A 25,673-nucleotide genomic window follows, 5' to 3' on the forward strand; every position below is an offset into this window, starting at 1 on the left:
TCCCGCCGTAACGCGCTGGTTGGTAGGCTCACCCGGGGGAAGGAGTCCACATGGTCTTGTCGCGACGCTTGCTGTTCCGCTCGGGCATCTGGGAAATTGCCAGGCCGCGCCACCCTTTGACGGCCGGGCACGTGCTGATCCGCCTCTCGGACCCCTCCACGGAATTTACTGAAGCCTCGGCGGCCGACTGGTTGTTCTGCCACAACCTCGCCCGGGCAGCATTGGAGGACGTCCTTGGAGCGAAGAGGTTCGCCGTGATGTTCGCCAACCGGTGGCACCCCCTAGGTTCGGCTATTGGCGAGCCGGTGGCTGAGTCGTCTACGCCCACGTTTCACCTCTTCGCTCGGTGGGAGGCGGAAAGCACGACGCCGGGACGCCAACTCGCGCTGCCGGCCCACCGTCGCGTGCCCGAGCCTGAGGACAGCCTGGACATCGTCGATGCGCGGATCCGGGTTTCGCTGGGTCTTGGTGCCGCCATCGTCGCGGAAGCACCCACCGGGCAGGTGGCGTCCGCGCCTGCGGCCACGTCCGGCGTCGTACCCGTTCAGGTGCCGGTTCCCTTGGTCGCGACAGTTGACGCAGCCCGCCATCACAGCGTGATTGAGCCCGCCAGCGGGGCGGCCGCGATTTCCAGTGTCCTTCCGGGGGAACTAGTTGCGATGGGGAGCGCCCTGGGTGTCCTGCCGCTGACAAGTGGACTCACTGGCTTCAGCTGCGTGGCTATCGAAGGCGGGAATCCGGGTTCAGCCCTTCGCATCCACGCGGTGGGTCGATCTGCTGCGGAGCAAGCCAATCCGATGCTGGATTTGTTTAATTTGCCGGAAGTTAGCTTTGCCTTATTGTGAACTGCTCAAAATAAGTGATTCAATGAGTGCATGACCGATCACACAGCCGACCAGGAAGCATGGGCCGGTGCCCTGCATGCCCACGGCAGGCGTGTGACCAAACAGCGGCTGGCAGTGCTGGCCGCTGTCCAGCACCATCCGCACTCCCCGGCAGAAGGCATCCTTGCCGCTGCCCGCAAAGAACTCCCTGAACTGACGGCGCAGTCCGTTTACGTTGTGCTTAGCGACCTCACGGATTTGCAGATGCTGCGCCGCTTTGAACCCCCGCACTCCCCGGCGCTCTATGAAACCCGGGTGGGCGACAACCACCACCACGCCGTCTGCGTTAGTTGCGGCCGCGTGGAAGACGTGGACTGCGCCGTGGGACACGCACCGTGCCTCACACCGCACTGGGATGAAAATTCCAAGCCAATGACCATCCAGATCGCAGACGTCCTCTATCAGGGCATCTGCCAGGATTGCCAGGCAAAACAACAGCTCCCCAAACAAACGTCCGTAACTCAAAAATAAGAACAAGGAGAACAATGACTGCTATTTCAACAACCCAGTCAGGTGCCCCCGTTACTTCCGACGCGCACTCCAAGTCCGTCGGCGCCGACGGTGCCATCATCCTGACCGACCACTACCTGGTGGAGAAGCTTGCGCAGTTCAACCGCGAGCGGGTCCCGGAGCGTGTAGTGCACGCCAAGGGTGGCGGCGCATTCGGTACGTTCAAGACCACCTCGGACGTATCGGCCTACACCAAGGCCGCGTTCCTGCAGCCGGGCGTAGAGACGGACATGCTGATCCGTTTCTCCTCCGTTGCCGGCGAGAATGGTTCTCCTGACACCTGGCGCGACCCCCGCGGTTTCGCCGTGAAGTTCTACACCTCCGAGGGCAACTACGACCTCGTGGGCAACAACACCCCCGTGTTCTTCATCCGCGACGGCATCAAGTTCCCGGACTTCATCCACTCCCAGAAGCGCCTCCCGGGCACCCACCTGCGTGACGCTGACATGCAGTGGGACTTCTGGACCCTCTCCCCCGAATCCGCACACCAGGTCACCTGGCTCATGGGCGACCGTGGTCTGCCGGCTTCCTGGCGTGAAATGCAGGGCTACGGCTCGCACACCTACCAGTGGATCAACGCCGCTGGTGAGCGCTTCTGGGTCAAGTACCACTTCAAGTCCAACCAGGGCGTCAAGACCATCACCGGCGACCAGGCCGAGGAGCTGGCAGGCTCGGATGCAGACTTCTACATCCGCGACCTCTCCGAGAACATCGAAGCCGGCAACTTCCCTTCCTGGGAACTGCACGTCCAGGTCATGCCCTACGAGGACGCCAAGACGTACCGTTTCAACCCGTTCGACCTCACCAAGGTTTGGCCGCACGCGGACTACCCGCTGATCCACGTGGGCACCATGGAACTGAACAAGAACCCGGAGAACTACTTCGCGCAGATCGAGCAGGCCACCTTCGCGCCGTCGAACTTCGTACCGGGTATCGCTGCCTCGCCGGACAAGATGCTGCAGGCCCGCATCTTCTCCTACGCCGATGCACACCGCTACCGCGTTGGCACCAACCACGCCCAGATCCCGGTGAACCAGCCCAAGAACCAGGTCAACAACTACAGCCAGGACGGCGCCGGACGTTACTTGTTCAACGCCCCCACCACCCCGGTCTACGCACCGAACTCCGTTGGTGGCCCGGCTGCTCTTGAGCCCGCTTCACCGGCAGGTGGCTGGGAGAACGACGGCGAGCTCACCCTCTCCGCGCACACCTTGCACTCCGAGGACAGCGACTTCGGCCAGGCCGGTACCCTGTACCGCGAGGTTTACGACGACGCCGCCAAGGCCCGTCTGCTGGAGACCATCACCGGTGCCGTGGGTGGCGTGAAGAGCGCCGACATCAAGGAACGCGCCATCCAGTACTGGACCAACGTTGACGCCGAACTCGGCGCCAAGCTGCGCGCCAACCTCGGTGCAGGCCAGGCCGCTTCCGACGCCGAAGCAGCCAACAAGCTCTAAGCATCTGAGCCGGTAAGTATTAGGCGAACACCCCGTTGCGGATCTCCGCAACGGGGTGTTCTTCTTTGTTTTCCACATAGACCGGTTGGGCTCTGGCCGCTCTGGTGCCGTGGTCCATAGGATCCTTCCATGAGCACATTCGAGGGAATTCCGTCCGCAGCCTTCCGCTTCTACGAAGAACTGGAAGAGAACAACAACCGCGAGTGGTGGTTGGAGCACAAAGACATCTACGACGCCGCCGTGAAGGAACCGCTGGCGGCGCTCCTTTCGGAGCTGGAGCCTGAGTTCGGGCCGGCGAAGATCTTCCGGCCAAACAGGGACGTCAGGTTCTCCCAGGACAAGTCGCCCTACAAAACGGCCCAGGGCGCCTTCGCAGCATCACATGAAGGCCTCGGGTTCTACCTCCAGGTAAGCGCCGATGGTCTGTTGGTCGGTGGGGGCTGCCATTCCTATACTCCCGCGCAATTGGCACGCTTCCGCGCGGCTGTGGACGCTCCTGACAGTGGAGGGGAACTACAGCAGATTGTGGACGTGGTTGCCGCAGCGGGTTTCGCCATCCAAGGCGAGAAGCTCAAGACAGTTCCGCGGGGCTTCGACAAAGATCATCCACGGGCCGAGCTCCTGAAGCACAAGTCCTTGTCTGCCGGGGTTGAGGTTGGTGAACCGGAATGGGTCTCCACGCCTTCAGCAAAACAGGAGATCACGGACCGCTGGGAAGTGCTGAGGCCGCTGGTGGAATGGGTGGGGAAGCACGCTGCGCCCTAGGTTTTGGTCCTCACCCGGAACAGCGCGCGGTCCATCGTCAGTCGAGCGCCCAGGAACACCAAAAGCGCCCGGGAATTGATGCTCCCGAGCGCTTTCGATGGTGATTCAAGCCAGCTGTCTGACAAGCAGCTGGAATTGGTTTAGACCTTGGTGAAGGAGTCTTCGTCCTCGTCGCCCTGGACCGCGGGGTTTGCAGAATCGCCATTGACGGCTGCCCTGGCTGAAGCGAACTTCTCGTTGAGCCGCGAGTGGCGCTGCCCGTAGGCGAAGTAGATGACCATGCCGATGATCAGCCAAATCGCGAAGAAGATCCAGGTTTCCACTGCCAGGTTGGTCATGAGGTAGATGCACAGGATGGCGGACACCCAGGGCAGGACCTTGCCGAAGGGGACCCGGAACGCAGGCTTGAGGTCAGGACGCTTCTTGCGCAGCACCAGGATGCCCAGGCTGACCATCACAAAGGCGGACAGCGTTCCAATGTTGATCATTTCCTCAAGGAGATCCACGTTGGTCAGCCCGGCCACCAGGGCCACTGCCGCACCACAGATAATCTGCAGGCGTGCAGGGGTGGAGCGCTTGTCGCTGGTCTTGGAGAGGGATCGCGGGAGCAGTCCATCGCGGCTCATGGCCAACACCACACGGGAAAGGCCCATGAGCAGCACCATGATCACCGTCGTCAGGCCAACCAGGGAGCCGAAGGCAATGACCTTTGCGGCGTCGTTGTTGCCCACGGCCTCGAAAGCTGTGGTCAGCGTGGGGTTCTTTTCCTCAGCAAGCTGGGTGTAGGAGACCATGCCGGTCAGGGCAAGGGAGACCAGGATGTAGAGCAGCGTGACCACTGCCAGGCCGCCGAAGATACCGCGGGGCAGCGTCTTCTGCGGGTTCTTTACCTCTTCCGCGGAGGTCGCAACGACGTCGAAGCCGATGAAGGCGAAGAACACCAGGGCAGCCCCGGCGAAGATGCCCAAGGTGCCGTACTGGGCAGGAGCAGCACCGGTCAGGAAGCCGAAGAAGGACTGCTTCATGACATCAGCGGCACCCGTTCCGGAAGTGGGCTCGGAGGCGGGAATGAAGGGGGTGTAGTTGGAGAACTTCACATAGCTAAAGCCCACAACGATCACGAACAGCACTACGGCGATCTTGATCAAAGTGAAGATGTTGCCCACGCGCGCGGACAACTTCGTCCCCAGCACCAGCAGCACGGTGAAGATCGCGACAATCAGGAAGGCGCCCCAATAGAGGTCAACGCCGCCCAGGCTGAGCGCCGGCGGAATGTCCAGGCCCATCAGGGCGAAGACTTTGCTGAGGTAGATGCCCCAGTACTTGGCGATCACCGCGGCAGCAGTAAAGAGTTCGAGGATGAGGTTCCATCCAATGATCCACGCGAGCACCTCGCCCATGGTGGCGTAAGTGAAGACGTAGGCGGAGCCTGCCACGGGAATTGCCGTGGCGAATTCGGCATAGCACATGATGGCCAAGGCGCACGTGACGGCTGCGATGGCAAAGGAGATGGTGACGGCCGGGCCGGCAAAGTTTGCGGCAGCCTTGGCGCCAACGGAGAAGATACCGGCACCGACAGCGACGGCGACACCCATGATCATCAGGTCCCAGGTACTGAGGCTTCGCTTCAGCTTGCGCCCGGGCTCGTCGGCGTCGGCGATCGACTGCTCGATCGACTTGGTCCTGAAAATGTTCATAAAAATGCCACATTCTGGATGGGGGTGGTATAGGACTCATCAAGAATAGTGTCCGGTCAGTGGACGGCCATATTTATCCCAGATAGTGAGACGGCCTGCGAGTCCACGTTACTGATGTGACTGGTGTGACGGAGGCTAGTAGCCCCCGTCACACCGCTAAACACTTGGGACGTTCCAGTCCATGAGGGTGGAGCGGATCAGGAACCGCTTCCCCTCCGGGGACTCGATAGAGAAGCCGCTTCCACGGCCTGGGACCACGTCAACGGTGAGATGGGTGTGGGACCAGTAGGCGAACTGTTCCCTGGACATCCAGAACTCGAGAGGCTTTGGGTCCTGGCCCGCTCCGGTTCCGATGCCTGCACTGATATCGAACCGGCCCAGGAGCACATCTGAATCACCAGTGAGGAACTCGCCCGCCGGGTAGCACATGGGAGCGGAACCGTCGCAACAACCACCGGATTGATGGAACATGAGCGGGCCATGCTGCTCCCAGAGCTTCCGCAGTAGTTCGACGGAGGCCGCGGTGAGCGCCACCCGGGAAAAGGTCTCCCCGGCGAGCGTCACCGCAGCTTCCAATAGGGGTTGGTCCATCAGAACTTCAGAACCACTCGGCCATCGATCTTGGCGTGCTTCATCTCGTCAAAGACCGCGTTGACCTCGGACAACTCACGCGTGGAGACCGTGGGTTTGATCTTGCCTTGTGCGTAGAACTCCAGCGCTTCCTCAAGATCCTGGCGGGTGCCCACAATCGATCCCCGCACAGTGAGCCCCTTGAGGACGATCTCGAAAATGGGCGCCGGGAAGTCACCGGGAGGAAGCCCATTGAAGACGATGGTCCCGCCACGGCGTGCCATTCCGATCGCTTGCCCGAAGGCAGAGGGGTGCACCGCCGTTACGAGGACACCGTGGCAGCCGCCGGTTTCGCGCTGGATGACCTCTGCTGGATCCTCATGCAGTGCGTTGACCGTTAGTTCAGCGCCGTGTTCCCTGGCCAACGCCAGCTTGTCGTCGGCAATATCAACGGCGGCCACACGAAGTCCCATGGCCACTGCATACTGGACCGCGATGTGTCCCAATCCGCCGATTCCGGAGATGGTGACCCACTGGCCAGGCCTGGCTTCGGTCATCTTCAGTCCCTTGTAGACGGTGACTCCGGCGCACAATACCGGGGCAACCTCCACAGGATCCGAGCCCTTCGGGATGCGGGCTGCAAAACGTGTGTCCACCAACATGTACTCGCCGAACGAACCGTCCACGCTGTAGCCACCGTTCTGCTGGGACTCGCACAGCGTTTCCCATCCAGTTCGGCAGTACTGGCAATCTCCGCAGGCAGACCACAGCCAGGCGTTTCCAACCATGTCCCCCACCGCGACGTCCGTTACTCCTTCGCCGAGCGCCACTACTTCGCCCACTCCCTCGTGACCGGGCACGAACGGAGGGGTGGGTTTGACCGGCCAGTCACCTTCGGCAGCGTGCAGGTCCGTATGGCATACCCCCGACGTGATCAGGCGCACCAGCGCTTGGCCGGGACCCGGCGTCGGCCTTTCCACGTCCATGACCTTAAGGTCGGTTCCGAACTCCGTAACTACTGCAGCTTGCATGGTTGTGGACATTGACGATCTCCTTTGATCTCTATGAATGAAGCGGATGGTGCACAGCCAATGCCCCTTGCGAACGCGATGAGGGGCATCAGCTGTGCACAAATTCCTAGAAGAAGCCGAGTTTGTTCTCGTTGTAGCTGACCAGGAGGTTCTTGGTCTGCTGGTAGTGGTCCAGCATCATCGCGTGGTTTTCACGGCCAATGCCTGAGGACTTATAGCCACCGAAAGCGGCACCTGCCGGATAGGCGTGGTAGTTGTTGACCCAGACGCGGCCGGCTTGGATTTCGCGGCCGGCGCGGTAGGCGACATTTCCGTTGCGCGACCAAACCCCGGCGCCCAAACCGTAGAGGGTGTCGTTGGCGATGCCGATTGCGTCGTTGTAGTCACTGAATTTGGTCACCGAGACCACAGGTCCGAAGATCTCCTCCTGGAAGATGCGCATCCGGTTGTGTCCCTCGAAGATGGTGGGCTGGACGTAGTAGCCGCCGGCAAGGTCACCGGAAAGCTCTGCCCGTGCGCCGCCCGTGAGGACCTTGGCGCCCTCCTGCTTTCCAATGTCGATGTAGGAGAGGATCTTCTCCAGCTGGTCGTTGGAAGCCTGGGCACCGATCTGGGTTTCCGTGTCCAGCGGGTTGCCCTGGATGATCTTGTTGGTGCGGGCGACGACGTCAGCCATGAAGGAGTCGTAAATCCCCTCCTGGACCAAGGCACGTGACGGGCAAGTGCAGACCTCGCCCTGGTTGAAGGCGAACAGCGTGAAGCCCTCCTGTGCTTTGTCGTAAAAGGCGTCATTCTGGGCTGCGACGTCGTCGAAGAAGATGTTGGGGCTCTTGCCGCCAAGTTCCAACGTGACAGGGATGAGGTTGTTGGACGCGTACTGGCTGATAAGCCGGCCCGTGGTTGTCTCGCCAGTGAAGGCGATCTTGCGGATACGGGGGCTGGAAGCCAGCGGCTTTCCGGCTTCCACGCCGAAACCATTGACGACGTTCACTACGCCTGCGGGCAGCAGGTCACCGATCAATTCCATCAGTACCAGGATCGACGTTGGCGTCTGCTCGGCTGGCTTAAGCACCACGGCGTTACCTGCGGCAAGCGCGGGGGCCAGCTTCCACACGGCCATGAGGATGGGAAAGTTCCAGGGGATGATCTGGCCCACCACGCCCAGCGGTTCCTTGAAGTGGTAGGCGGTGGTGTCCTCGTCGAGCTGGGAAAGGTGGCCCTCCTGGGCACGGACAGCCGAAGCGAAGTAGCGGAAGTGATCGGCAGCCAAGGGAATGTCCGCGTTGAGGGTCTCCCGGACGGGCTTGCCGTTGTCCCACGTCTCCGCAACGGCGAGCAGCTCCACGTTCTCGTCGATCCGGTCCGCGATCTTGTTCAGAATCGCGGCGCGTTCCGTGGCTGACGTTTTGCCCCATGAGGGCGCGACCTTGTGCGCGGCGTCGAGTGCCAGTTCGATGTCCTCGGATGTGCCACGGGCAACTTCGCAGAAAGCTTTGCCTGTGACGGGCGTGATGTTTTCGAAGTAGGCGCCCTTGACGGGAGCAACCCATTCCCCGCCGATCCAGTTCTCGTACCGGTCCTTGAAGGTGACCTTCGAACCCTCGGCACCCGGCTGTGCATAAACGGTCATTGCTAGCTCCTTTGCTGCGAATCACGGTGGCTGTCGCCATTGATTCGAGCCTAGGAGCGGGCAGGTTGCAGCTACGTTGCAACAGTGTGAGTCAGCTCACGCTGTCAATTCCGTGTCGATCCGTTCAAGGTCCGCCACGACGGCGGCCCGCTTGGGTGAGCGCGGCGGCAGCAGCTTCAGCACGGCAAGGCGGAGTTCGACGTCGTACTTCGCCTCGGGCAGCTCAGCGTACTTCAGGAGTGACTCAACGCTGCCATCGCTGAGCAGCGCTTCCCGCAACAGATGCGCAACCCGCTCACGCAACTGCACGACGCCGGGAGCCTCCGAGCGCGGCAGGACTGCTCCTTTGTAAATCTCCAAGGCGATCCGGTGGGCACCGCGCTGCAGGCAACTGAGCACCTGGCCCGAATCGGGAAGCAACTCGACAGGCAAGCGGTAGGGCCTCGATTCTGGAACCGCCTCGGGGCTGAGCTCCTGGAGAACCTTGCGCAGGCGCACCATTTCCGCCCGCAACGTCACCGGCGATCCATCTCCGGGGTACAGCTGCGCGCAGAGGTCATCCGCGCTGAGGCCGGCCGGTTGGCTACAGAGGATGGCCAGGATTTCGCTGTGCCGGGCCGACAGGGAAACCGTCCGGCCATCAATGCTGAGAAGGGCCTGGTCGCGGCCCAACAACTGCAGGCTATTGCGGTAAAGAGTGTGGCTGGAAGCGGAAATTGAGCTCCGGCGTCGCGGTTTTTCCCGTACGGCAGCAGCGAGCTGGAGACGCTCGATGCGCAACTGCGCCTGCGCGGCCGCAACGGTTGCTTCCACCAGGGATACCGTGTGCGGGGCAACCGCGGTCTCCGTTCCGGTGATGTCCACGACGCCCAACACGGCACCGGAATCGGGATCATGGAAGGGAACAGCAGTACAACTCCACGGGTGCACTGATCTCTTGAAGTGCTCGGCACCGGAGATCTGGATGCTGCGATCCAAGGCAAGCGCCGTCCCGGGGGCACTTGTACCCACTGAGGCTTCGGACCAGTCGGAGCCCGCAACGAACATCATTCCCTCGGCCCTGCGCTGCATGACGGGATCGCCATCCACCCACAAAAGCCGCCCGACGTCATCTCCCACCGCGACGAGCAGCCCACTGTCATGGCTGGGCTGGACCAGCAACTTCCTGATGACCGGCATGATCGCGGCCAGCGGGTGTTGACGGCGGTAGTCCTCCAGTTCGTCGCGGTCCATCGCGAGTGGCGCTTCCGGAACATCGGGATTGGCCAGCAGGTTGGCCGAACGCTGCCAGGATTCGCGCACCAAGCGTCGGAGGCCGGAGATTTCCTCCGGAGCCCCGGCCCGCAGCATATCCAGTTGTTCGTGGCTCGCCAGGGCGCGCTTCTGCAGAAGCCTCCCGGCTTCGCTGCCTGGAACAGGCGGATGGATTGGATTCCTCATCGAACTCCCCGGTAATCCGCAATGACAGTGCGCTGCGCATGTGCTGGCGGCACAGTACCCGAAAGTCTAGTTCCACGAATGGAGTTTGTGTACAGCTGGCGTCTTTTCGGAAGCCGATTCAGGACGTTGGCTCTGCATCATCCCAAGGGTTAGCCGCGCGAGATCTGGATCATTTCCTCACGCGGGACTACCTTGATGCGTTCCCGGATCACGCCATTGCCGTTGCCGGATTCGGACTCCGACTGGGACTGGGACTGGGACTGGGACTGGGACCAGGCCGCACCGAGGGCGGCCTCGTGGGCATCCAGGCGGTTCCAGCCCTCCCAAGTGGTGTATTCGATGCCACGTTCCTCGAGGAGATCGATGATCGCCTGCGGATCCGGGTTCTCTGCTGGAGGCAACGTCAGCCGGTCTTCGAGGAGGCAGCCGATGGTCTCAAGCGCGTCGCCCTTGGTATGACCGATCAGGCCCACAGGCCCGCGCTTGATCCAGCCAGTGGCGTAAATTCCCGGTACGGGCTTGCCGTCGGCATCCAGGACGCGACCGCCGTCGTTCGGTATGACACCGCGGCGGGCATCGTAGGGAAGTTCCTCAAGCGGCGAGCCGTGGTAGCCGATCGCGCGGTAGACGGACTGCACCGGGTACTCCACGAATTCCCCGGTTCCCTTGACGTTGCCGGTTCCGTCCAGTTGCATGCGCTCGAACTTGATGCCGGAAACCTTGCCGGGAGTTTCCGGCGAGTCCAGGATTTCCACCGGGCTATGCAGGAAGTGCAAGTGCAGGCGGCGCGAGGATGGCTGATCGGATTCCGCATGTTCCTCCACCAGCCAGTTGGTCATGGTGTTGACCATGGTCTTGATCTGGTTGTTGGTACGGATTGCCTCATCGGAGGCTTCATCAAACTCGAAGTCCTCCGGGTACAGCACAATGTCTACGTCGTTGCAGTGGGACAGCTCCCGCAATTCCAGCGGGGTGAACTTTACTTGTGCAGGACCGCGGCGACCAAACACGTGGACGTCGGTAACAGGCGATTTCTTCAACCCCTCGTACACGTTTTCCGGGATCTCGGTGACCAGCAGCTCATCGGGGTGCTTGACCAGCATGCGAGCCACGTCAAGGGCAACATTGCCATTGCCGATGACCGCAATCTCCTTGGCATCCAGCGGCCAATCGCGGGGAACGTCCGGGTGCCCGTCGTACCAGGAAACAAAATCGGCTCCGCCGAAGGACCCGTCCAACCCGATGCCCGGAATGTTCAGGTCCGCATCCTTAATGGCCCCCGTGGAGAAGATCACGGCGTCGTAGAAAGCACGGAAATCGTGAAGCGACAGATCCCGGCCGTAGGTCACGTTGCCAAGGAAACGGATGTCCCCCCTGTCCAGCACCTTGTGCAGGGCGTTTACGATGCCCTTAATGCGGGGGTGATCCGGTGCCACACCGTAGCGGATCAGCCCATAGGGGGCAGGGTACGCCTCAAAGAGATCGATGCTGACCTCCACGTCCCCGTCCTTGACCTCGTTGGACTTGGTCAGGATGTCGGCGGCATACACGCCGGCGGGACCGGCGCCCACGATGGCGACGCGAAGCGGACGTTTGGGGGTGGTTCCGGCTGAGTTGGACACCGTAAGCCCTTCCGAAGCAGTAAGCCACGCCGTTGTTGGGGCGCGCAGATTCCAATTCTAGATGTCTGCCCTGCACCCGGCCTCCTATATGGCGGGAGTCACACGAAAACAGGCGATTGATGCCAACATTGCGGAATATTGCGCTCACGTTTGGTGTTGGCGACATTGTGTCGACACCCGAGCAGATCACCGCAAACTCGTCCACTTCCAGCCAGCCCGCGACTGCGAGTGCGTCCAGCAGTGAACTTCACGGCGATACTTCCGGCGCCAGGAACCGCGGACGAAAGCTGGTCTGGAGCGAGTCGACGGCGGGAATCCTCTTTGGTATTGGCGCTTACAGCCTGTGGGGACTGCTTCCGCTGTACTTCCTGGCGCTCCAGCCGGCGGGGGCCATCGAAATCGTTGCCAACCGCGTCGTTTGGTCACTGATCTTCTGCGCGTTGCTGATCACGGTCACGCGGGCGTGGAGGGTCTTCGGCGCCGCTGTGAAGGACCGCACAGTCTTTGGGCCGTTGGCCTTGGCCGCTGGATTGATAGCCATCAACTGGCTCACCTATACCTTCGGCGTCACCACAGGGCACGCAGTGGAGACGTCCCTTGGATACTTCATCAACCCGTTGGTGTCGGTCCTGCTCGGCGTATTCGTGCTCAAGGAGAAGCTGCGTCCACTCCAGTGGGCCGCAGTGGGCATTGGTTTTGTTGCCGTGGGCGTGCTGACCTTTTCTTACGGGCAGCTCCCTTGGATCGCGCTTATCCTGGCCTTCAGCTTCGGCCTGTATGGATTCGTGAAGAAGCGCGTTGGTCCCAGGGTTGATGCGCTCACCAGCCTCTCCGTTGAAACAGTGGTCCTGGCTCCCTTTGCAGCCGTCACCATGGTTGTACTGGGCGTGAGTGGCGTCGCCACCCTCACGGCCCTTGGCCCGGGACATTTCTGGCTGCTTCTGGCATCCGGCGTCATCACCGCAGTGCCGTTGCTCTTCTTCGGCGCCTCAGCCCGTCGCCTGCCCATGACCACCATCGGCCTTCTCCAATATTTCGCACCGATTCTTCAGTTCATCGTGGCGCTGGCCGTTTTCAACGAGGCCATGACCACGGCCCGCTGGATCGGATTCTGCGTGGTGTGGCTCGCCCTGCTGGTGCTCACGGTGGACATGCTGCGCACAGCGAAGAAGAACTCGTCGCTGAAGAAGAAGGCCCGGATCGCGGCTGCTGCGGGAGCCTAGGCACCTGCTGAACGGTCACCTGGCGCTCATCTGGCGCTAGGCGCCCAAGCGAACTCCGCCGTCGAGCGCTTCCCGCGCCGAGGTCGCCGGAACGGTGCGAGGTCACCCGGAAACCCGGTATATATCAAGCTGTTTGTGACAGCTGGGTGGTTTTTCTGTGGTTGATTCCGGCGGTGGGTGGTATTCCTGGCGCGGTGGGTCTGCGGTGGTATCTGTGCGGGTTGCGGGCGTAGCAGGCATCGAGGGTTTGTTGTCGTTGCCTGCGCGCCTGCTCGATCAGCCCGTAGTGGACGGTGTCGGGGGTGTAGAAGTTCAAGCCGCTGTGCCTGTGATGGGCGTTGTAAGCGGCAAAGAACTGGTCCATGTAGTCCCGGGCGTCTTGTAGGTCCCGGAACCGTTGGGGGAATCCCAGGTCGTATTTGACGGTTTTGAAGAGCGCTTCGGAGTACGGGTTGTCGTTCGAGACCCGGGGCCTGGAGTAGGACAAGGTGATGCCAAGCGCCCGGGCCAGGTCCACGGTGGTCCCGGCCCGCATGGGAGCTCCGTTGTCGGCGTGCAGAACCAAGGGCCGCTGGTGAGTCGTGTCCACGGCCTCACGTATGAATGTGGAGGCAAGGGCCGCGGTCTCGTGGTGTTCGACGCGGTGGGCGATGACCTTGCGGGAGAACGCATCGATGATCGCGTAGAGCTTGTAGGTGTGTTTGCCCGGGCCGCGGAGCATGGTGATATCCCAGCTCCAGAGCTGGTTCGGGCCGGTGGCTTCCACGACGGGTTTGATCCGCTTCGGGCTGGTGTTTCCGCGTTGAACACGCCGGTCACCGTTCTGTCCACGCGCAGCAACGAGACGGTGCGCTGTTGCGATGGAGAAGGAGCAGTGTCCGGTATCGAGCATCCGGTAATAGGCCTGGGTGACCGAAAGGTTTCCGTAGTCCTCGGAGTTCAGAGCGGTCATGAACTCCTCAGCTTCGGCTGAGGTAATCCGGTTCGGATACGCCCGGTCGGCATGGGCGATAGTGATCCCGGCCGCTGCCGGCGGGCTCAGATACCGGTACCACGTGGTGCGGTGAAGCCCAACAACCGCGCACGCCTTCACAGCTGACCAGCCAGCAGCGACCAGATTCCCGACAAAGGTCAGGGCAATGTCTTTCCAGATTTTGGGTTCAACCAGTCCGGGCGCTGCGGCTCCGGATCCTTCAGTTCGGGGTCCGTCGCCGCTGCGCTCCTGGCCATGGCATCCAAGAGCGCGGAAGCTTTTCCCAGGATGTCCACCGCGGCCTCGGACTTGGCCAGCTTGGCCTTGAGGATCTCGTTCTCCTTCAAGACCTGCTTCAGTAGCCGCCTGTCTCCTTCTCTCAAACGCTGGTCCTCTTTTCCGGTCATGGCCCGGGATCTCAACTCCCCGGCCTCACGTTGCCTGCCCCAGAGCCGGATCGTTCCATCGGTGATACCAACAGCCCTGCAGAACGCGATCTTTGATCCACGCTCCAAACACTTCTCATACTCATCCAGAATCATGTGTTTCTGGGCCAAAGTGAAGTGACTCCGCTTCGAAGCACGCAAGGGGACAACAAAATCCATGACGGACCTTTCCCCGCCCCGTGTGTCAGGCCGCTACGGACAGCAAAACTGTCACACAACAGCCTGACACACAGGGAACCTCCGGCGAACTCAGCGCTTTCCCGCGTTCTCGGAGTGGAGTTGGTTTCGTGAGCTCCGATCCCCTGCCGAGGACGCGAGAACACTGCCAGACCGCCGGTCAGCTCCAGCGGCCTGGACGCGTTCCGGCGAAGTCGACAACTCGACGGACATGGCCAAGCTCCGCCGTCGAGCGCTTCCGTGGCTTCCTTGCGCCGAGGACGCGGGAACAGTGCGAAATCGCCGGATAGCTCCAGCGGTCTGGACGCGTTCCGGCGAACTCGACGCGCCGCCCGTTAACGCACAAGGAGGGCCGGGAATCCCGGCCCTCCTTGTATACAGCGTGAGAATCTTACGCGTGGGCCTTGATGGCTGCAGCGAGGACCTCGAGGCCGTCGATGAGCAGCTCATCGCTGATCACGAGCGGCGGGAGCAGGCGGATCACGTTGCCGTAAGTGCCACAGGTCAGGATGATGACACCTTCCTGGAGGCAGGCAGCCGCAACGGCCTTGGTGAGCTCGGCGTTCGGTTCCTTCGAGCCAGGCTGTACGAGCTCGATGGCCAGCATTGCGCCACGGCCACGGACGTCGCCAACTACGGAAACTTCAGCCGCCAGTTCGCGGAGCTTGCCGAGGGCGAGCTCTTCGATGTGGCGGGCGCGGCCGTTGAGGTCGTGCTGTTCCATGGTGTCGATGGCAGCGAGGGCGGCTGCACAAGCAACCGGGTTGCCACCGTAGGTGCCGCCGAGGCCGCCCGGGTGAACGGCGTCGAGCAGGTCGGCGCGGCCGGTGATCGCGGACAGCGGGAGGCCGCCGGCGATGCCCTTGGCCATGGTGATGATGTCCGGGACAACACCTTCGTGGTCAACGGCGAACCATTCGCCCGTGCGGCAGAAGCCGGACTGGACCTCGTCGGCGATGAAGACGATGCCCTTTTCCTTGGCCCATGCGGACAGTGCCGGGAGGAAACCTTCGGCCGGCACGATGAAGCCACCCTCGCCCTGGATGGGCTCGATGATGATTGCGGCAACCTGGTCGCCACCGATCTGCTTCTCGATCATGGTGATGGCGCGCTTGGCAGCCTCGGCACCGGTGATCTCCGGGTTCTCTTCACGGAACGGGTAGCTCATGGGCATGCGGTAGACCTCGGGCGCAAACGGGCCGAAGTTGGTCTTGTACGGCATGGCCTTGGCAGTCAGCGCCATGGTCAGGTTGGTGCGGCCGTGGTAGGCGTGGTCGAAGGCAACCACTGCGTCGCGGCCGGTAGCCAGGCGTGCAACCTTGACGGCGTTCTCCACGGCTTCAGCGCCGGAGTTGAACAGCACGGTGCGCTTGGCGTGGTCGCCCGGGGTGAGGCGGTTGAGCTGCTCGGCCACAGCTACGTAACCCTCGTACGGGGTCACCATGAAGCAGGTGTGCGTGAAGTGCGCAGCAGCTTCCTGGACAGCGGCGACGACGGCGGGATCGGACGCGCCGACGCTGGTCACGGCGATGCCCGAGCCGAGGTCGATGAAGGAGTTGCCGTCGACGTCGCGGATGATGCCGCCGTCGGCGTCTTCAACATAAACGGGGACGCCGGAGGCGACACCGGCAGCAACGACGGCGGAGCGACGCTCGGCCAGCGCCTGCGACTTGGGGCCGGGGAAGGCGCCGTTGATGTTGCGCTTCTGCTCGATGCGGTACGAGAGTTCATTCGCGGTAGTGGTCATGGGGAATTGGCCTTTCTGGGAAGCTGTGGTGGGGGTACGGGTTACGCGAATGCGTTATGCATCTAATGCACTCATCACGTGCTTGATGCGCGTGTAGTCCTCAACGCCGTACATGGAGAGGTCCTTGCCGTAGCCGGACTGCTTGAAGCCGCCGTGGGGCATCTCTGCCGTCAGGAGGATGTGGGTGTTGATCCAGACAGCACCGAAGTCCAGGTCACGGCTCATGCGCATGGCCGTGCCGTGGTCAGTGGTCCAGACGCTGGACGCCAGGGCGTATTCGACGTCGTTGGCCAACTCGAGCGCTTCGGCTTCCGTGCTGAACTTCTGGACGGTGATGACCGGACCAAAGGTTTCCTTCTGCACGATGTCATCGGTCTGCTTGGCGCCGGTGATGATGGTGGGCTCGAAGAAGAAGCCCTTCTCGCCTGCGCGGTGGCCACCGGTTTCGATCTTGCAGTTGGCCGGGAGGTGCTCCACCACCGAAGTGACGGCGTTGAAGTGGTTCACGTTGTTCAGCGGGCCGAAGTAGTTCTCTTCGTCGTTCTGCGAACCAGTGTGCAGGGTCTTGGTGTGCTCCACCATTGCTGCCACAACATCATCGTGGACAGAGTCTTCCACCAGCACACGGGTGATGGCAGTGCAGTCCTGGCCCGCGTTGAAGAAGGCGAACTCGGCGATGGCCGCTGCGCTCTTCTTGATGTCGGCATCCTTGAAGACAATGGCCGGAGCCTTGCCGCCAAGTTCCAGGTGTGCACGCTTGAGGCCCTTGGCTGCGCCGCTGGCCACCGCGATGCCGGCGCGAACGGAACCGGTGATGGACACGAGGCCGGGCACCTTGTGGTCGACCATCATCGCGCCGGTTTCGCCGGTGCCGAGGACAACGTTGAGCACGCCGGCGGGGAAGATTTCACCGGCGAGGCGTGCCAGCACCAGAGTGGATTCCGGGGTGGTGTCCGAGGGCTTGAGGACAACGGTGTTGCCGGCTGCGAGGGCGGGGCCGATCTTCCAGATGGCCATCAGGAACGGGTAATTCCACGGGGCAACCTGGGCAACGACGCCGATCGGTTCGCGGCGAACGTAGGAGGTGTGGCCCTCAAAGTATTCCCCGGCGGACTTGCCTTCCATGATGCGTGCCGCACCGGCGAAGAAGCGGAGCTGGTCTGCGCCGGCGGCAACTTCCTCGGAAGCGATCAGGGAACGGACCTGACCGGTGTTGCGGTGCTGGGCGTCAACGAGTTCTTCGCTGTTGGCCTCCACGGCGTCAGCGAGCTTGAGCAGCATGAGCTGGCGCTGGCCCGGCGTAACGTGCTTCCACGTCTTGAAGGCCTCGCTGGCTGCAGTCATGGCGGCGTCAACATCGGCCTGCACCGAAATCGGCGACTTGGCAACGATCTCCCCGTTGGTGGGGTTCACGATGTCCAGGAGACCCGTACCTGCCGGCGTAACGAATTCGCCGTTGATGAAGTTCTGCAAGGTTTGAACCACGGTGTGCAACCCTCTTTCGGTGTCTGGGGCATGGGTTTTAGCTGATCAGAGCCTATGCCAGCGGAGGGGTCCAAGGAATAGTCAGCTGCACACACCGGCATACCCTCCTTAGTGCGCTTGACCAGCGCCGGGTTACGCTTGTAACCATGGCAATGTCCCTCTCTTCGCTCGTCGCTGTCCCGTCATTGAAGCTCCGTAAAACAGGTAGCGCAGAGGCAACCTGGACCCAGGACATCAGTTGGGTGGCCGTAACCGAGCTGGAGGATCCACAGCGCTTCCTTAGCGGCGGGGAATTGGTCCTCACCACGGGCCTGCGCCTGAAGAGTGCCGCCGACCAGCGCCGATTCGTCCGGCAGGTCCAGCGGGCAGGTGCGGTGGGCATCGGCTTCGGCATCGGCCTCACCCACGAGTCCGTTCCGGAGGCGCTCATCGCCGAAGCCAACCGTTGGGGTTTGCCCCTGGTTGAAGTGCCCTACGAGATTCCCTTTATCGCGATCGGAAAGCTCGTCGCCGAGTCACATTCAGCTGACCACTACTCAAACCTGGAACGGCTGCTGGCCGGACACCAGATCCTGGCCCGGTCACTCCTCACTGGCGGCGGCTTGGGCGAGCTCCTGAAACAGTTGGGCAGCATGCTGCGCACTGATGTTGTGCTCACGCAGTTCAGCGCGCAGCTCTACAACAGCGTTCCCGGAAAACCGGCCCCGACGGCGGATGGCTGGGCTTCGTACCCGATCCCCACCGGCCGCAGGGATGCCTGCACACTGTGGTTGCGCCAGCCGTTCGTGGACTCGGGGATCGTCAGCTACGCGCAGAACCTCATCAGCGTGGAGCTGAACAACATGGTCAAGCAGCGGCAGGCCCAGCGCGCCATGGCTGGACAGGTTCTGGACGACGTCATCCACGGGACCCTGGAAACCATAGAAGCTGCCCGCCGTTTGGCAGGCGTTGGAATCAACAGCACCCGGAAGAACGTGGTGCTCGTGGCGGAGTCCACGGCACACCATAAACAACTGGTGAACATCTCCCTGCCCCAGGCGCTGGAAGCCGGCGTCAGCGCCGTCGTCGGGAAGGATCTGGTCACCGTCATCACCGACGACGGAAGCTCCGCGACGGCCTTGGCCAAGAGCCTGAGCGACCACCTGCAGGAGGCCGGGATCCACGCCGTGATCGGAATCGGCGGCGCCTACACCAAGCCGAACGGCCTGCGCTGGAGCTACTTTGAAGCGCGCGACGCCGTGGCGCACGGCTTACCGGTCAACGAGCCCGAACGGCTGAGCCTCACATCCCTCCTGCTGGCGAGCGAGGATGTCCCCTTGGCCGACATGGCCAGCGAGTCGCTCACACCATTGAGGAAGTTCGATGCCGCCCACGGTGCTGAACTGGTAGCCACGCTGGAAAGCTACTTGAACCACAACGGGTCCGTCGCCGCCGTCGCCGAAGCCCTGACCCTGCACCGCAATACCGTGCGGTACCGGCTGGCCCAGATCACCGAGCTGACTGGCTATGACCCGTCCCAAACGCAGGATCGCGTGCAGCTTTGGCTCGCCTTGGCGGTGCAGCGCTTGGGTTCGCGAAACCCGCGGTAAGTACGCTGCTGTGAAGCCCGTGGAGAGGTTCACCACAAAAGTGTAGACATTAGACGTCAAACGTCTAACCTTTAGATATGGCTGCGACGACCCCTCTTACCCCCACCACAGGAAACATCCCTACGATCTCTCCTGCCCCTGCGGCGAGCGCCCTTCCCGCTGCGCAGGCACCCAAGACGCGCGTCGTCGCCGTCGTCGGAATCATCGCCGTGGTACTGATTGGGCTGAACCTGCGCGCCGGCATCACCAGCGCTGCGGCCCTGTTCCATGAGCTGCAGCAGGTGCTGGGCTACGGCCCGCTGGTGGCATCGATCCTGCCCTCGATTCCGCTGCTGTGCTTCGCGGTTGCGGGGATGGGGACCTCGTGGCTAACCCGCCGGGTGGGCGTGGAGAAGGCCATTGCGATTGCCTTGGCCTTGCTGGCCGGGGGTCTACTGGTTCGTGGCATACCGGCCACCGGAGCGCTCCTTGGCGGAACAGTCCTGGCGATGTCCGGACTTGCCGTGTGCAACGTGGCCATGCCGTCGTTCATCCGGGAGCACCACGCCGACCGGACCTCCATGATGACCGGCCTCTACACCTTCACGATGTCCGGTGGTGCCACCTTCGCAGCGGCCGTCAGCGTTCCCTTGGCGCAGCAGCTCGGTTCGCCGTCGATGGGTCTTGCCGCTTGGGGAATCCTGGGCGTCGCAGCACTGCTGGGCTTCCTGCCGGTGGTCCTGCACTCGCACCGGAACTCCACCAGGACGGACCGTCCGCGCATATCCATGTGGCCCCTCCTCCGCACTCGCCTGGGCATCCTGATCACTGCCATCTTCACCTTCCAGGCCTTCCTCGCCTACGCCGTGATGAGCTGGTTCGCCTACATCCTCACGTCCCAGGGCCTCAGCGCCTCCGAAAGCGGTCTGCAGTTTGGCGTCATGCAGCTGGTCTCCGTGGCCGCAGGCATGATCCTGCTCGCCTTCGGCTCCAGGCCCGGAATGCTGCGGCCTGCCCTCTACCTCGCAAGCAGCTCCACGCTGGTTGCCATTGCCGCCATGGTCTGGCTGTCGACGTCGCTGGCAGTTGTGCCTGCTGTGCTGTTCGGCTTCGGGTTGGGCATCTTCCCGTTGGTCCTGGTAATCATCAGCCGCAGCGGACGGTCGACGGCGGAAACCACCGCGCTCTCCACGATCGCCCAATCGCTGGGATACTTGATTGCGGCAATTGGCCCCTTTGGCATGGGGCTGCTCCACAGCGCAACGGGCGGCTGGGCGCTGCCAATGAGCCTGCTCTCCATCGTGGCGGTGGCGCTCATGGTTACCTGCCACATGCTCACGAGCAAGCGCACTGCTACCAAGACCGGACCGAGGACAGCATGACCCTGACCCCTTCGCATCGCCCGGCCCTCGCCGAGGAGATCACCGCAAAGCTGCGGGACATGATCAAATCAGGCGAATGGCCGCTTCAGGAGCGCATCCCGGCAGAGCCTGAACTCATGGCAACCCTGGGCGTTTCCCGGGGAACCCTCCGCGAGGCCATCAAGGCATTGGCGCACTCGGGCATGCTCGAAGTCCGCCGCGGTGACGGCACATACGTGCGGGCCAACAGCGAAATGTCCGGCGCGGCACAGCGTATGTACTTGGAGCACACCCAGGAACACATCGTGGAAGTGCGGCTCGGCCTGGACACCCAGGCGGCCCGCCTCGCCACCAAGCACGCCACAGCCGAAGACTTGGCCGAGATGCGCCGCCTCCTGGCTCTGCGCCATGACGCCTGGCAGTCCGAGGACTACCCCACGTGGGCGCGCGCCGATTGGGAATTCCACGAACGCGTTGCCTTGGCATCAGGAAACCCGCTGCTACATCAGCTCTACGTCTCCTTTGGCGGGGTCTTCCACAACGACCTCCTCCGCCAGCAGCGCAAGGGCGGCTTCAACGGCATCCCCCGCGAAGGCCACGACGAACTGGTGGACGCGTTGGAAGCACACGATCCCGACGCCGCTGTCCAGAGCGTTTACCGGAACCTGGATTTCTGCGCAGACAAGACCCCTCGTTAATCCGTTGCCAGCCCGCTGATCCGTTGTTGCCCAGCGACGAGATAGCGGGCCTGCAACGGATTACCGGGCCTGGTAGGACACGGTCTCGATTCCCACCCCGGCAGCATCCCTGAACTTCGCGTTGATCAGCACCACATCGCGCCCGGCCCGGTCCAGGAGGCTCGCTGCGACACTCGCCCGGTATCCCGTGGCACAGTGCACCCAGATCCTGGCGTCCGGCAGCTCAGTGATCCTGCCAAGCAACTCATAGACCGGAACGTTGAGCGCTCCCTTGACGTGCGACGCCTTGTATTCCTCGGGGCGGCGAACATCCAGCACCACGTCCTCAGGCTCCCGGTCTTTGAGGAGTGCAGCCCAGTCCCCGTGCTCGTAGCTCGCCCGGGGATGGTCAGGTGCCAGCGCACCAACGTTCAAAACCGTGGCATCAGGCCCGACGGCGGCATCCGGCCCATCGATGCCAATCCTCGCCAAATCGCGGATCGCCTTCTCCACCTCATCCAACGGGCCCAGCAAGGTAAGGGGTTGATTCCACGGGATCACCCAGCCGAGGTAGCTGGTGAAGTTATCGCCCCGCCCGTACTCGAAGCTCACGCTGCCTTGGAGATGGCTGTCCGCGAAAGCCACTCTGTGCCGCAGATCCACCACCCACTCCCCCGCTCCCAAGCGACGGCTCAGCTCTGCGGCGTCCACGGAATCAGGCACCTGCAAGTTCGCTACACCGGGGCCGGCGGCGTTGAGAGGGCTCATGTGTGCGTAGTAGGCCGGATAGGCTGTGATGTTCTCCAGCAACTCGGCCACAAAATGGTCCTCGTTGGGATCAGTCAGGGCATGGTTGGCGGCGGCTTGCTGGCCAATGGTTGAGGCGTTCACCTTGCTGGAGGGCCCCACGGAGCAAAAGGAACCGAAGCCGTGTGTTGGATAAAGCGCTGCGCCCGGCGATGCCGAGGAAACAAGGCGCCGGACGGAAGAGTACTGATCGTGGGCCAACTTTGCAGTGTCATCAGGAGACACCAGGTCCGTCCTCCCGACTGAACCATAGAGCAAGCTGCCGCCGGAAAACACAGCCTCAGTGCCGCCGTCGTGCGCGTCCTCCCGCACCACGTACGAGAGGTGAGTGTGCGTGTGGCCAGGCGTGGCAACCACCGTCACAGTGAGCCGGCCGACGTGAAGCACCTGTCCGTCAGAGACGGGCACGCGACTGAATTCAACATGGTCATCGGCATTGACCAGGTAAGCGGCACCATGCGCCTCGGCGAGCAGCAGACCGCCAGTGACGTAGTCGTTGTGAAGATGGGTTTCGGCCACATGGGTGATCCGGACGTCGGCTTCCCTCGCTGCCGCCTCTATCCGATCGGTGTCCCGCTGGGGGTCGATCACCAAGGCCACGCTGCCGTCATGCACCAGGTAGCTCCGGTCCCCCAACTGGGGCGTTTCAATGACGACGACGTCCATACCTCAGGTTAAAGCAACGCGGGGATCCTTCTATGGTTGTCAAGGGTGGCGTGGGTCCGTGTTTGTGGCGTTAAGGGTTCGGTAGGTCCGTCGGGCGAGATAGCGTTTCACGCACCGGCGGATCTCCTTTTTGGTTCGTCCTTCGGCTTGTCGTTTGTGGACGTATCCGATGGTGGCCGGGTCGAAGGTCATTCTGCTCAGGGCGACCATGTGCAGGGCTTTGTTCAGGGTTCTGTCGCCGCCGCGGTTGAGTCTGTGCCGGACGGTGTTGCCGGAGGACGCCGGAATCGGGTTGACCCCGGCTAGGGACGCGAAGGCTGCTTCTGAGCGGATCCGTCCGTGGTGGGACCAGGCGGTAAGGCAGATGGCGGCAGTGACGGGACCGAAGCCTGGTTCCTGCAGGAGCGGGGCGGCTTCGCTTATTTGGACCAGTTCTGTGATTTGGCGGTTGTTGGTTTTGATGTCCGCGTCGAGCTCGCTGATGCGTTTGGCTAGCCGGACCCCTTCGGACCGGGCGACGGTCAGTGCCAGTGGTTCCTCCCGGGAACGCCACCGGGACGCCTCGGCGATCTGTGCTCCGGTCAGGGGTTTGCGGGCATCCAGGCCGAGGTCGTTTACGCGCAGGAGGGCGGTCAAGGCGTTGACCGCCCGGGTACGGTCGGTGGTCATGGCTTCCCGTGCGCAGACCAGGACCCGCAAGGCGGCGCGGACCCCTTCGTTCAGCCGTGGCTGGCGCAGCTGCTGCTCATCCAAGGGCAGAACGGCTGCGGCGATCCGGTGCGCGTCGAGCGGATCGGATTTACCGGTTCCCTGACGTGCATCCATGCGCGCGGCTTCGGCGACCTCGTAGCCGGCGGCGCCGACCGCGCCGGCCAACAGGGCGCCGTAGGACGCGGCTCCTTCAACGACCCATAAGGCAGCCAGGTCAGCGCCGGTGTGGCGCGCGACCCAGGCGATGGCACGGTTGATGCCTGCCCCGGTGGTCGGGAAGGCCCGGGTGGCAATCAATTCACCGGTGCCTGCGGTGATGATGGCGTAGACATGGTTTTTGGCGTGCGTGTCGACGCCGACGACAAAAGGACGGGAATGCGCGACGATAGTCATGGCGGTTCTGGCGTCTTCCTCTATTCGCGGATGTGGTCAGGGCCGTAAAACGGCCGGTACCGGTCCCGGGTAGAGGTCACTTCGGAACAACACTGTGACGAGTCACGCCTGAGGGCGGACAACCTTCTGATCAAGTTACCGAGGTGGGCCGGGCGGTACCGGCCGCTCCACCCCGCGGACGGACAGATCCCACTCAAAGGCACCCTCTACAGGGCCAGTCACTTACAGAGTCACACCCGCGAGGCAGAACGACTACTACCACTCTGCCAGCCAGTCCCAGACCAGCCACCCCAATCCTCACAGTCACTTACGGCCCATGGGAGAGACCTTAATGGGCCGAAAGTGACCCCGCGTTGGTTTAGACCTGGGCGGAGACCCCGTCGCGGGAGATGTTGACCATGTCCTCGCGCGGCACAACCTTGATGCGCTCACGCGTAACCTCAACACCGTGGGAGCCGCCGGCCTCGGTGGCTGCTGCACCGAGCGCGAGCTCGTGGGCGTCCAGAGCCAGCCAGCCTTCCCAGCTGGTGAACTGCACGCCGCGGGAGTCGAGCAGATCCACGACGGCGTCTGCCGCAGGAACCTCGGCGAACGGCAGGTTTTCGCGGTCCTCCAAGAGGTACGTAACGGTCTCGAGGGCGTCGCCCTTGGTGTGGCCGATGAGGCCCACGGGACCACGCTTGATCCAACCCGTAGCGTAAAGGCCCGGCACGTGCTGGCCGTCGGCGTCCAGGACGCGGCCGCCGTCGTTGGTCACGACGCCCTTCTTGTGGTCGAACTCGACATCCGGCAGGGCCGAACCGAAGTAGCCGATAGCGCGGTAAACGGCCTGGACCGGGTAGTCGACGAACTCGCCGGTACCGCGGGCGTTGCCCGTGCCATCCAGCTCGGTGCGCTCGAACTTGATGCCGGCAACCTTGCCCGGGGTTTCCGGGGAGTCAACGATCTCAACCGGGCTGTGCAGGAAGTGCAGGTGCAGGCGACGGGAGGCCTTGAGCTCGGAGAGGTCCTCGGGCTGCTCGGCGATCCAGTTGGTGAGCGTGCCAACCATGGTCTTGGTCTGGTTGTTCGTCTGGACCTGGCGGTCGGACTCTTCGTCGAATTCGAAGTCCTCGGCGTAGAGAATGATGTCTACGTCCTTGGAGTGCGAGAGTTCGCGGAGTTCCAGCGGGGTGAACTTCACCTGCGCCGGGCCGCGGCGGCCGAAGACGTGGACGTCTGTGACCGGGGAATTCTTCAGGCCAGCGTAGACGTTGTCCGGGATTTCGGTGACCAGGAGGTCATCAGCGTGCTTGGAGAGGACGCGGGCGACGTCAAGGGCAACGTTGCCGTTGCCGAGGACGGCGATTTCCTTGGCGTCCAGCGGCCATTCGCGTGAAACGTCAGGGTGTCCGTCGTACCAGGAGACGAAGTCGGCACCGCCGAAGGAACCCTCAAGCTCGATGCCCGGGATGTTCAGGTCCGCGTCCTTGATGGCGCCAGTGGCGAAGATGACGGCGTCGTAGTGCTTGCGGAGGTCCTCGATGGAGATGTCCGTACCGTAGTCAACGTTGCCGAAGAAGCGGATGTCGCCGCGGTCCAGGACCTTGTGCAGGGCGTTGACGATGCCCTTGATGCGCGGGTGGTCCGGGGCGACGCCGTAGCGGATGAGGCCGTACGGTGCCGGGTAGCGGTCAAAGAGGTCGATGCTGACGTTGAGTTCGCCGCTCTTGACGGCTTCGCTCTTGGTCAGGATGTCTGCTGCGTACACGCCGGCAGGGCCGGAGCCGATGACGGCGACGCGAAGCGGACGGTCCGCAGAACCTACGGGGGTGCTAATTGACACGGCTGTGT

21 protein-coding genes are annotated in these 25,673 nt (G+C 62.7%); 8 read left to right on the top strand and 13 right to left on the bottom strand.

Annotation, left to right across the window (positions count from 1 at the left end; all coding sequences use genetic code 11):
- Nucleotides 1-50: 50 nt before the first annotated feature.
- The 4 genes from LDN90_RS18665 (at nt 51) to LDN90_RS18680 (ending at nt 3,616) form a co-directional block, all read left to right on the top strand.
- On the top strand, nt 51-845 hold the full coding sequence (locus tag LDN90_RS18665; protein WP_223946626.1) for a hypothetical protein: 795 nt from the start codon (nt 51-53) through the stop codon (nt 843-845).
- Between the two features lie 30 nt (nt 846-875).
- Entirely contained in the window at nt 876-1,355 is a 480-nt protein-coding gene (locus tag LDN90_RS18670; RefSeq protein ID WP_223946627.1) for a Fur family transcriptional regulator, read from the top strand.
- A 14-nt stretch (nt 1,356-1,369) separates the two neighbouring features.
- Complete coding sequence (locus LDN90_RS18675; protein ID WP_223946628.1) at nt 1,370-2,851, top strand: catalase; 1,482 nt, start codon at nt 1,370-1,372, stop codon at nt 2,849-2,851.
- A gap of 129 nt (nt 2,852-2,980) precedes the next feature.
- Entirely contained in the window at nt 2,981-3,616 is a 636-nt protein-coding gene (locus LDN90_RS18680; protein ID WP_223946629.1) for a DUF2461 domain-containing protein, read from the top strand.
- Nucleotides 3,617-3,756: 140 nt separating this feature from the next.
- On the opposite strand, the gene LDN90_RS18685 is transcribed toward LDN90_RS18680, so the two are convergent.
- The 6 genes from LDN90_RS18685 to LDN90_RS18710 all read right to left on the bottom strand — a co-directional run bounded on the left by LDN90_RS18685 (nt 3,757) and on the right by LDN90_RS18710 (nt 11,606).
- Nucleotides 3,757-5,313, bottom strand: a complete 1,557-nt coding sequence (locus tag LDN90_RS18685) for an amino acid permease (protein ID WP_223946630.1) — start codon at nt 5,311-5,313, stop codon at nt 3,757-3,759.
- A 156-nt stretch (nt 5,314-5,469) separates the two neighbouring features.
- Entirely contained in the window at nt 5,470-5,904 is a 435-nt protein-coding gene (locus LDN90_RS18690) for a DUF779 domain-containing protein (protein WP_223946631.1), read from the bottom strand.
- On the bottom strand, nt 5,904-6,926 hold the full coding sequence (gene adhP, locus LDN90_RS18695; RefSeq protein ID WP_216924996.1) for an alcohol dehydrogenase AdhP: 1,023 nt from the start codon (nt 6,924-6,926) through the stop codon (nt 5,904-5,906). The genes LDN90_RS18690 and adhP overlap by 1 nt, the downstream gene beginning before the upstream one ends.
- A 94-nt stretch (nt 6,927-7,020) precedes the next feature.
- Nucleotides 7,021-8,544 carry an aldehyde dehydrogenase family protein gene (locus LDN90_RS18700; protein ID WP_216924995.1) on the bottom strand — a complete coding sequence of 508 codons (1,524 nt, stop codon included), beginning with the start codon at nt 8,542-8,544 and terminating at the stop codon, nt 7,021-7,023.
- 96 nt (nt 8,545-8,640) lie between these two features.
- Nucleotides 8,641-9,984 carry a GAF domain-containing protein gene (locus tag LDN90_RS18705; RefSeq protein WP_223946632.1) on the bottom strand — a complete coding sequence of 448 codons (1,344 nt, stop codon included), beginning with the start codon at nt 9,982-9,984 and terminating at the stop codon, nt 8,641-8,643.
- 149 nt (nt 9,985-10,133) lie between these two features.
- Nucleotides 10,134-11,606: an FAD-dependent oxidoreductase gene (locus LDN90_RS18710; RefSeq protein WP_223946633.1), complete on the bottom strand. Its 1,473-nt coding sequence runs from the start codon at nt 11,604-11,606 to the stop codon at nt 10,134-10,136.
- Between the two features lie 128 nt (nt 11,607-11,734).
- On the opposite strand from LDN90_RS18710, the gene rarD reads away from it, so the two are divergent.
- Nucleotides 11,735-12,829 (top strand): EamA family transporter RarD, encoded by a 1,095-nt coding sequence (rarD, locus tag LDN90_RS18715; RefSeq protein ID WP_223949330.1) that lies wholly within the window; start codon nt 11,735-11,737, stop codon nt 12,827-12,829.
- 124 nt (nt 12,830-12,953) lie between these two features.
- Here rarD and LDN90_RS18720 read toward each other — a convergent pair whose 3' ends face one another.
- The 4 genes from LDN90_RS18720 to LDN90_RS18735 all read right to left on the bottom strand — a co-directional run bounded on the left by LDN90_RS18720 (nt 12,954) and on the right by LDN90_RS18735 (nt 17,657).
- A complete protein-coding gene (locus LDN90_RS18720) occupies nt 12,954-13,922 on the bottom strand; it encodes an IS3 family transposase (protein WP_223946634.1) in 969 nt (322 codons plus the stop codon).
- Between the two features lie 38 nt (nt 13,923-13,960).
- The gene (locus tag LDN90_RS18725; RefSeq protein WP_223946635.1) at nt 13,961-14,407 is read right to left on the bottom strand and encodes a hypothetical protein; all 447 of its coding nucleotides are present in this window, start codon (nt 14,405-14,407) and stop codon (nt 13,961-13,963) included.
- Between the two features lie 409 nt (nt 14,408-14,816).
- Nucleotides 14,817-16,172 (bottom strand): 4-aminobutyrate--2-oxoglutarate transaminase, encoded by a 1,356-nt coding sequence (gabT, locus tag LDN90_RS18730; protein WP_223946636.1) that lies wholly within the window; start codon nt 16,170-16,172, stop codon nt 14,817-14,819.
- A 54-nt stretch (nt 16,173-16,226) separates the two neighbouring features.
- Nucleotides 16,227-17,657, bottom strand: a complete 1,431-nt coding sequence (locus LDN90_RS18735; RefSeq protein WP_223946637.1) for a gamma-aminobutyraldehyde dehydrogenase — start codon at nt 17,655-17,657, stop codon at nt 16,227-16,229.
- A 146-nt stretch (nt 17,658-17,803) separates the two neighbouring features.
- On the opposite strand from LDN90_RS18735, the gene LDN90_RS18740 reads away from it, so the two are divergent.
- The 3 genes from LDN90_RS18740 (at nt 17,804) to LDN90_RS18750 (ending at nt 21,284) form a co-directional block, all read left to right on the top strand.
- Entirely contained in the window at nt 17,804-19,246 is a 1,443-nt protein-coding gene (locus tag LDN90_RS18740) for a PucR family transcriptional regulator (RefSeq protein ID WP_216927352.1), read from the top strand.
- 77 nt (nt 19,247-19,323) lie between these two features.
- On the top strand, nt 19,324-20,607 hold the full coding sequence (locus LDN90_RS18745; RefSeq protein WP_223946638.1) for an MFS transporter: 1,284 nt from the start codon (nt 19,324-19,326) through the stop codon (nt 20,605-20,607).
- Entirely contained in the window at nt 20,604-21,284 is a 681-nt protein-coding gene (locus LDN90_RS18750) for a FadR/GntR family transcriptional regulator (RefSeq protein WP_223946639.1), read from the top strand. Before LDN90_RS18745 ends, LDN90_RS18750 begins: the two co-directional genes overlap by 4 nt.
- 60 nt (nt 21,285-21,344) lie before the next feature.
- Here LDN90_RS18750 and LDN90_RS18755 read toward each other — a convergent pair whose 3' ends face one another.
- From LDN90_RS18755 to LDN90_RS18765, 3 genes are all read right to left on the bottom strand, one after another.
- Entirely contained in the window at nt 21,345-22,736 is a 1,392-nt protein-coding gene (locus LDN90_RS18755; protein WP_223946640.1) for an MBL fold metallo-hydrolase, read from the bottom strand.
- A 39-nt stretch (nt 22,737-22,775) separates the two neighbouring features.
- The gene (locus tag LDN90_RS18760; RefSeq protein ID WP_216927813.1) at nt 22,776-23,840 is read right to left on the bottom strand and encodes an IS110 family transposase; all 1,065 of its coding nucleotides are present in this window, start codon (nt 23,838-23,840) and stop codon (nt 22,776-22,778) included.
- 358 nt (nt 23,841-24,198) lie between these two features.
- The gene (locus LDN90_RS18765; protein ID WP_223946641.1) at nt 24,199-25,665 is read right to left on the bottom strand and encodes an FAD-dependent oxidoreductase; all 1,467 of its coding nucleotides are present in this window, start codon (nt 25,663-25,665) and stop codon (nt 24,199-24,201) included.
- Nucleotides 25,666-25,673 lie beyond the last annotated feature (8 nt).

The sequence above is a fragment of the Arthrobacter sp. NtRootA1 genome, from assembly GCF_019976975.1.
In the GTDB taxonomy this organism is placed as follows: domain Bacteria; phylum Actinomycetota; class Actinomycetes; order Actinomycetales; family Micrococcaceae; genus Arthrobacter; species Arthrobacter aromaticivorans.

Bases quoted from the DNA above. Each gene is read 5' to 3' on its own strand.
- gabT (WP_223946636.1), bottom strand. From the start codon at position 16,172: ATGACCACTACCGCGAATGAACTCTCGTACCGCATCGAGCAGAAGCGC.
- LDN90_RS18750 (WP_223946639.1), top strand. From the start codon at position 20,604: ATGACCCTGACCCCTTCGCATCGCCCGGCCCTCGCCGAGGAGATCACC.
- LDN90_RS18670 (WP_223946627.1), top strand. From the start codon at position 876: ATGACCGATCACACAGCCGACCAGGAAGCATGGGCCGGTGCCCTGCAT.
- LDN90_RS18675 (WP_223946628.1), top strand. From the start codon at position 1,370: ATGACTGCTATTTCAACAACCCAGTCAGGTGCCCCCGTTACTTCCGAC.
- LDN90_RS18760 (WP_216927813.1), bottom strand. From the start codon at position 23,840: ATGACTATCGTCGCGCATTCCCGTCCTTTTGTCGTCGGCGTCGACACG.
- LDN90_RS18690 (WP_223946631.1), bottom strand. From the start codon at position 5,904: ATGGACCAACCCCTATTGGAAGCTGCGGTGACGCTCGCCGGGGAGACC.
- LDN90_RS18705 (WP_223946632.1), bottom strand. From the start codon at position 9,984: ATGAGGAATCCAATCCATCCGCCTGTTCCAGGCAGCGAAGCCGGGAGG.
- LDN90_RS18745 (WP_223946638.1), top strand. From the start codon at position 19,324: ATGGCTGCGACGACCCCTCTTACCCCCACCACAGGAAACATCCCTACG.
- LDN90_RS18685 (WP_223946630.1), bottom strand. From the start codon at position 5,313: ATGAACATTTTCAGGACCAAGTCGATCGAGCAGTCGATCGCCGACGCC.
- LDN90_RS18665 (WP_223946626.1), top strand. From the start codon at position 51: ATGGTCTTGTCGCGACGCTTGCTGTTCCGCTCGGGCATCTGGGAAATT.
- LDN90_RS18680 (WP_223946629.1), top strand. From the start codon at position 2,981: ATGAGCACATTCGAGGGAATTCCGTCCGCAGCCTTCCGCTTCTACGAA.
- LDN90_RS18700 (WP_216924995.1), bottom strand. From the start codon at position 8,544: ATGACCGTTTATGCACAGCCGGGTGCCGAGGGTTCGAAGGTCACCTTC.
- adhP (WP_216924996.1), bottom strand. From the start codon at position 6,926: ATGTCCACAACCATGCAAGCTGCAGTAGTTACGGAGTTCGGAACCGAC.
- LDN90_RS18755 (WP_223946640.1), bottom strand. From the start codon at position 22,736: ATGGACGTCGTCGTCATTGAAACGCCCCAGTTGGGGGACCGGAGCTAC.
- LDN90_RS18725 (WP_223946635.1), bottom strand. From the start codon at position 14,407: ATGGATTTTGTTGTCCCCTTGCGTGCTTCGAAGCGGAGTCACTTCACT.
- LDN90_RS18740 (WP_216927352.1), top strand. From the start codon at position 17,804: ATGGCAATGTCCCTCTCTTCGCTCGTCGCTGTCCCGTCATTGAAGCTC.